This is a genomic window from Steroidobacter sp. (genome assembly GCF_016790065.1).
GTDB lineage: Bacteria > Pseudomonadota > Gammaproteobacteria > Steroidobacterales > Steroidobacteraceae > Steroidobacter.
Window position 1 is genome coordinate 1 of record NZ_JAEUPY010000104.1, and the last position, 6,427, is coordinate 6,427.

General features: G+C 61.0%; 7 protein-coding genes. All 7 read right to left on the minus strand.

Annotated elements, in window-relative coordinates:
* The coding region (locus JNL55_RS04435; RefSeq protein WP_293849866.1) for a TonB-dependent receptor plug domain-containing protein at positions 1–888 on the minus strand (888 nt) is incomplete at its 3' end.
* 81 nt (positions 889–969) lie between these two features.
* Positions 970–2,115 (minus strand): FecR family protein, encoded by a 1,146-nt coding sequence (locus JNL55_RS04440; RefSeq protein WP_293849869.1) that lies wholly within the window; start codon positions 2,113–2,115, stop codon positions 970–972.
* Positions 2,112–2,642: an RNA polymerase sigma factor gene (locus tag JNL55_RS04445; protein WP_293849872.1), complete on the minus strand. Its 531-nt coding sequence runs from the start codon at positions 2,640–2,642 to the stop codon at positions 2,112–2,114. The genes JNL55_RS04440 and JNL55_RS04445 overlap by 4 nt, the downstream gene beginning before the upstream one ends.
* A gap of 90 nt (positions 2,643–2,732) precedes the next feature.
* Positions 2,733–3,899, minus strand: coding sequence for an NAD(P)/FAD-dependent oxidoreductase (locus JNL55_RS04450; protein ID WP_293849874.1), 1,167 nt, complete (start codon positions 3,897–3,899; stop codon positions 2,733–2,735).
* Between the two features lie 35 nt (positions 3,900–3,934).
* Entirely contained in the window at positions 3,935–5,239 is a 1,305-nt protein-coding gene (locus JNL55_RS04455) for a dipeptidase (protein ID WP_293849877.1), read from the minus strand.
* Between the two features lie 40 nt (positions 5,240–5,279).
* A complete protein-coding gene (locus tag JNL55_RS04460) occupies positions 5,280–5,759 on the minus strand; it encodes a nuclear transport factor 2 family protein (RefSeq protein WP_293849879.1) in 480 nt (159 codons plus the stop codon).
* 25 nt (positions 5,760–5,784) lie between these two features.
* On the minus strand, positions 5,785–6,427 hold a 643-nt coding region (locus JNL55_RS04465; protein ID WP_293849882.1), incomplete at its 5' end, for a TonB-dependent receptor domain-containing protein.

The following is a 6,427-nucleotide window of genomic DNA, read 5'->3' on the forward strand; positions in this document are numbered from 1 at the left end:
GCCGGTTGCTTGAACCATGGTGTTGTCGCCACCGGTGCCGGAAGTCACGGAGTAACCGACGCCGACCTTGCCCTCGGCGGCATTCAACTTCGGCGCCACCGGAATGGTGCGCACCGCGCCGCCGAGCGAAGAGTTACCGAAAGCCGTGCCCTGCGGGCCGCGCAACACTTCGACGCGCTCAATGTCCACTAACTTCAGATCGACATTCGAGCCGCCGCCCAAGCCAGCGGAATTGGTGGTCGGCGTCTCGCCGAAGTACGTCGCAACTGTGGTGCCGGCGGAAAAGTTCTGCGCTTGAGGCGAAGTTTCAATACCGCGAATCACAATGGCTGCACCGGTCTGATTCGCGACCTGACTCACGCCGGGAATTCCACGCAAATAATCTTCCGCGCTGACCAAGCCTCGACGATCGATCTCGTCCGCAGCCACGACAGCAATGCTCGCTGGGACTTTACTGAGACTTTCGGCGCGCTTGGTTGCTGTTACGACTATTTCTTCGATACGCCCGGCGTCATCCGCTTCAGCCTGCGTCGGCAACGATGTACGTGTGAGCGCCGCGCTCGAGGCCGGCCGACGCACGATGGTGACCGTGTGATCGTTGAGGAACTCGTACGTGAGTCCTGTGCCATCGAGCACACGCTCTAATGTTTCAGACGCGGACAACCCGGCAGGCGCGCCGTTGGAACGCAAGCCTTGGACGATGTCCGTGCCATAAATGATCTGCAATCCGCTTTGCCGTGCCAGCGCCGTCAATGCCTCGGCAACCGCTTGAGGTGCGATCTCGGCTTTCAGCACGCCGGCAGTCGAGGACTCTTGCGCCAGCACAGCCGGCGACGTAGTCCCCAGCCCTGCCAACACACACAACAGAATTTCAGCTTTGCGCTTCATCGAATCCACACTCCCATTGGTTCGGACTCTCGCGGCCCGTAACTACATAAGAGTGTGCGGCATGAATTCGTATACCTGTTTTCAGCGAGCTTGGCCGGATGCGCGAACACGCACGCCTTCGCTGTCTCGCTCCACGGCACCGAGGCGCTCGAGGAAAATGATGAACGACTCGGTGTCGTACGCATCGAACACGCCGTTGACGCGATAGTTCTGCAGCGCTGGATCTTCGATGCGAATCGGCACTCCATAGCGGCTGAACTGTGCGGCGACTTCACCCAACGGTTGGCCGGTGAAGGCCAACTCATGTCGCAGCCAGGATGTTGCCTGACGCGCGTTCACCGCTTCGACCTTGGACTTGAGTCTGACCGGCGCCAGCTGCACTTGTTGACCGGCACTCAGATGCAACGGCTGCTTCGGCGCTTCGATCTGCGGCCCACCGCCGCTCACAACACGATCGACCACGTCGACCTTGCCTTCGACTACCGTCACTACGACCGCATCCTGGGATCGCTCGCGATGAACGTCGAAGCGAGTTCCGACTGCGACCACTTCCGCCGCACCGGCACGCACGACGAACGGCCGCGTCTTGTCGTGCGCCACGCTGAACATGGCTCGACCGTAGTCCAGTTCGATGAAGCGACGTTCACCTGTGTAACGAACCGTTGCCACTGTGCCAGCGTCTAGATGCACGACACTGCCATCGCGCAAACGTACGGTGCGTCGCTGACCGTCCAGCGAGTCGATTCCGCGGGCCCAGCCAACCACGCCCGGCTTGTCCAGGCCCGCATACATTCCAAGGCCAAGGGCAGCACTCACGACGAGCACCAGCGATGCGGCGATGGACAGCGCGACACGACGCCATCGGCCCGCGTTGGACGCAGTCCCCTCATCGGCCGACATCGCCGACGAGCTGATATCGACATTGAGCGAGGTTGTCTCGTAGTTCTGCGAGCGCAGTGTTACGACGTTACTGCGCGCTTGGATCCATTCCTGTGCACGACTGAGCATCTCGACACGATCGATTTGCAGGTCAGCCATCGCCTCCGGCAAGTGATCCGCCAATGTCGACGCAGCGAGATACTCCCGAACATTCAGCGGCGACGCCTGCAACCACTGCAGAAACTCCTCGGCCTCCTGCGGAGACAAATCGCCCGCTCGATGCTTGGCGTACCAATCGCTGGCGCGCTCGATGGCATCGGCCTGCATCTTCACGTCCACGCCGCTCATGTCGAACCTTCCTTGCGAAGCATGCGTTGCCGACAATAGGCAATGGCCTGCGCGATGTACTTTTGCACCATCGGCTTGGACACACCGAGCCGCTCGGCGATCTCCCGATACGACAAACCATCTGCATACGCCATGACCACCGCCGCTCGGCAGGGCGGCGACAGCTCCTTGATACCCACACGCAAGATGGCTAGCAACGCCTGTTGATCCATCGCTCGATCCAGCCCCACATCCACCGCCAACGCAGCCGTAACTGCCGGGTCCGAGAGTTCCACATTGGACGAGCGACGCCGCTCCGCCACCGCATGCTCTTCCAACAGATGACGAGCGACCGTGAACAGGTACGCCTCAGGATCCTCGATGGGATGTCGCTGCGAGGCTTTGAGCAGGCGCGAGTAGACCTCCTGCGTCAGGTCAGGCGCATCCACACGGGAATCCGCCCGCAGGCGCCGCTGGAAAAACGACCGCACAGCCGCCCGCTTCTCAGTAAAGAGCCGGTCGAACTGCCAGGTCTTGCCACTACTCATCGAATAACCGTACCGGCCGAGACGGCCCCACCAGTTATTAAGAGGGGAAACGAGGCCGATCGTATACCGGCGCCGCAGCCGGCGCGGCGATTAAGCGAAGCGAGAGGGCCGAAACGGCGCCAGAGAATCCGGGGCGATGCCGTCCAGGATTTCCTGGGTGGCGAATTGCCCGATGGCGGGAGCGAGGGTGATGCCGCTGTGGGTCACAGCGAGATACAGGTTGCCGATCTTGGGTGCGTAGCCGAGCACTGGGAAGCCGTCTTGGGGTAGCACGCGCTGGCCGTTGCTGACGCGTTCGATCTTGGCGTCCTTCAGCGTTGGGAAGTAACGAGCTGCGTTCGCCAGAATCCGCTGGCCTTGTTGTTGTAAGTCGCTGCCGTCGCTGGAGCCTTCGTGGCCGCTGCTACTGACGATGCGACCGTTGGCGCTCTGCTTGATCGTGCTGGCCGGAGCGAACACCACAGAGTCCAGCAACTTGGGTTGAGGCGCGGTGTGGATCAGCACGCCATTCGAAGCGACCAAGGGCAGCTTCACATCTAATGATTGAGCCAACCATTGGCTGCCAAGACCGGCGGCCACGACGACGGTGTCGGCGGCGATGGTGCCTTCGGTCGTCTTGACGCCGCGAACTCGGTCGCCAGCCACATCGATGCCAGTGACTTCGACTGGAAACTTCAACGTGGCGCCCAAAGACTTGGCGCGATCGAGCAGCACTTGAACCGCGCCGACCGGATCGACCACGCCCTCCTCTTCGTACACAACCGCGCCATCGACTCGACCCAGCGACGCCTTTGGCAATAGATCATGCAATTCGCGTTCGTCAATGCGACGAGCGGGATAGCCCCACTCCTGCACGGTGCGCAGTGTAGTCAACAACTTCTCAGTGGCAGCAGCCTCGTCACGCCAATAGATAGCACCGCCCCACTGCAGAGGTAGCGCGCCACCGAAATCCAACTGCCAGCGACGCCATCCCGCCATGCCACGCGCATTGAGCTCGTAGTAAGGCCGCGACGACGACTTGGTCGACGCGTTGAGATAGGCGAACGAATCGCCCGTCGTGCCGCTGGCAGGTGCGGACTTCTCGAGAATCGTGACCTTCGCGCCGCGCTTGACGAGGTGATACGCGATGGAAGCGCCGAGAATGCCGGCGCCAATCACCACCACGTGATCAGCCGACCGAGCAGCGGCAGCAGAACGGCCGTAGGCCGCGGCAACCGCTGTTGCACCCAGTAACTGAAGAAGCTGCCGTCGCTGCATGCTCGAACTCGATGATCGGATCAGGCCGGGAAGAATTAGGACCGAGCCGCCAACGCCTGAACCTTCTCCCACACGCGCAGGAAATTACCGCCCCACAGTTTGGCGATCTGTTCCTGGGTGTAGCCCCGACGCAGCAGCTCCGCCGTGACGTTCAGCGATTCGCTCTCGTCGTTCCAACCGGTGACGCCGCCGCCGTGATTGAAGTCCGACGAAATGCCGACGTGATCGATACCGATCTTTTTCACGACGTAGTCGACCTGATTCACATATTCCTCGAGCGTGGCGCGATTCTTCGGATCGCCGGTCACGTCATGAAACTCCTTGCTGTACTTCGCGAACACCTCTCGCGACAGCACCTTCACGCCCTTCTCAGTGAGCGGCTGCACACCGGCGACGTTGGGTTCCTGAGGCACGCCGTACTTGGCGCGAACTTCGTTAGCTGCGCGCTGTGCTTCCGGCGGCAGCGGACGAACCCACGAGCTGTAGGCATTCACTGCGACCACACCGCCGTTCTTCTTGATGGCAAGCAACTGCGCATCGCTGAGATTGCGCGGGTGATCGATGATGGCACGAGCATTCGAATGCGAAGCAACGACCGGCGCACGCGTGATGCTCAACACTTGAGCCAGCGCGTTGGCCGACAGCTGCGACACATCGACGACCACGCCCTTATCGTTGAGACGCGCCACGGCCTTCTTGCCAAGCTCCGACAGACCGCCATGCTCATCCAGCTTGTCGCCAAGCAGGATGTGCGGACGGGAGGAATCGGCGAGATCGTTGTTGCCGTTGTGAGTGAAGCCGAACAGGCGCACACCCTTGGCCTGCCAAGCGTCGATCTGCGACAGGTCGTCACCGATCAGCGCGCCGTTCAGGATGCTCAGCACGATGGCGAACTTGCCGGCCTTTTCGATGCGACGGACATCCGCTGGCGTGTACGCAATCTCGGCGCGATCCGGATACTTCTTGGCGATGGACGTCAGGATCTGATACTTCTGCTCGGCCTTGTCACGCGCCTGCTTCACGCCTTCTGCATTACGCAGACCCTGCGGCACGAAGATCGCGATGGCGCCGCCCTTGATCAGGCCCTTCTGCACCTTGACCAGATCGAACTGAGATTCGCCATCGGTCGCTGCGTCCAGCGCGCCGCTGCCGAACTCGAACGGGATATCCAAGTGATTATCGAACGTGACGATCTGCTGATGGATCGCCGCTGCCTTTTGCAAATTCTCGGCCGACGGTGCCGCGATGGCGACGCTACCGGCAATCAGCAACGCCACGGCAACGCCGAGGCGCGAACTACGAAACCCCGAACTACGAAACAAAGAACGATGCATATTCATGAGGTTCTCGACCTGGAGTCTCTGAAGTAAAAGTCGCGAATCAAGGCAGCTTGGTGAGCTGACGAGCAATCAATTGCCAGCCTTGCGGCCCCTTGGTCCACACATCGAGGCCGGCGAGCTTGGCCACGCGCGCCTCGCTGCCCTTAGCCAGTACATGAAACGCGAAGCCGCCGGTCACGAACGCCGTGTTGCCGTAGACGCGCACGGCGACATTCGTGATTTCGACATCCGTGAAATCGCGATCCGGCACGATGGTCCGGTCGATCTGTTCCTTCTTGGTCAGCACGGCGCCGTCGGTGTGTCCGTACGACAGATCGGCGTGATAAGCGCGCTCCAATCCAGCGCGATCCTTCTTGATCACCGCCTGCTTCCACTGCTCGACAGCTTGCAGTACTTCGCGACGCTGTTCGGGAGTGACGTTCTCACGCACCGGCGTGCTGTGTTCCGCAGCCTGAATCCCCGCAACCGGCATCAGCAGAGTCATCGCCACCAGCACGGGCTTGAAAGAGAATCGATTCATGTCGAGGCCTCGTCTTCGAATTCGATCAGAAGGAATAGTTGAAGCGTGCGTAGTAGATCGAACCGGCGCCGCCCTCGGGCGACAGGTTCGAGTACAACGACACCACCGGGTTACGCAGCGCCGTGCGCACTTTGTCCGGATGGCTGTCGAACAGATTGTTCACGCCCAGCGTCGCGTTGAACGCTTGGGTGAAACGATAGTCCGCGCTCAGGTTGACGACGTACTGCTCGCCGTAAGTTTGGTCGAGCGCCGGATTGCTGGTGTGGAACGTCTTGTACGTGCCATAGCGAAGACCCGCCAGGTGTGCGCTGAAACTGTCGAACGAGTAATCCAAGCCCAGGCGAGAGAACGAGCGAGGATTGGCTTGCTCGATGATGCCCGCGCTCTCGCGACCGATCAGCACCAGGTTGCTACCTGCCAGCACAGCCGGCGTCGGCTTGCGACTCGTGATCTCCGTTTCGTTGTGGTTGTAGCCGAGGCTCAGATCGAGCTCGTGGCCACCGCCGAAGACGAAGCCATAGCGACCCGTGACATCCACACCACGCGTGCGTGTGTCTGCAGCGTTAGTGAAGTACTGCAATCCCGAGAACGTCGAGAAGCCCGCCGCGTTGAGCGCAGCCGTCACCAACGATCCCGACAGAACCTCCGACAGCACGATGCGATCGTCG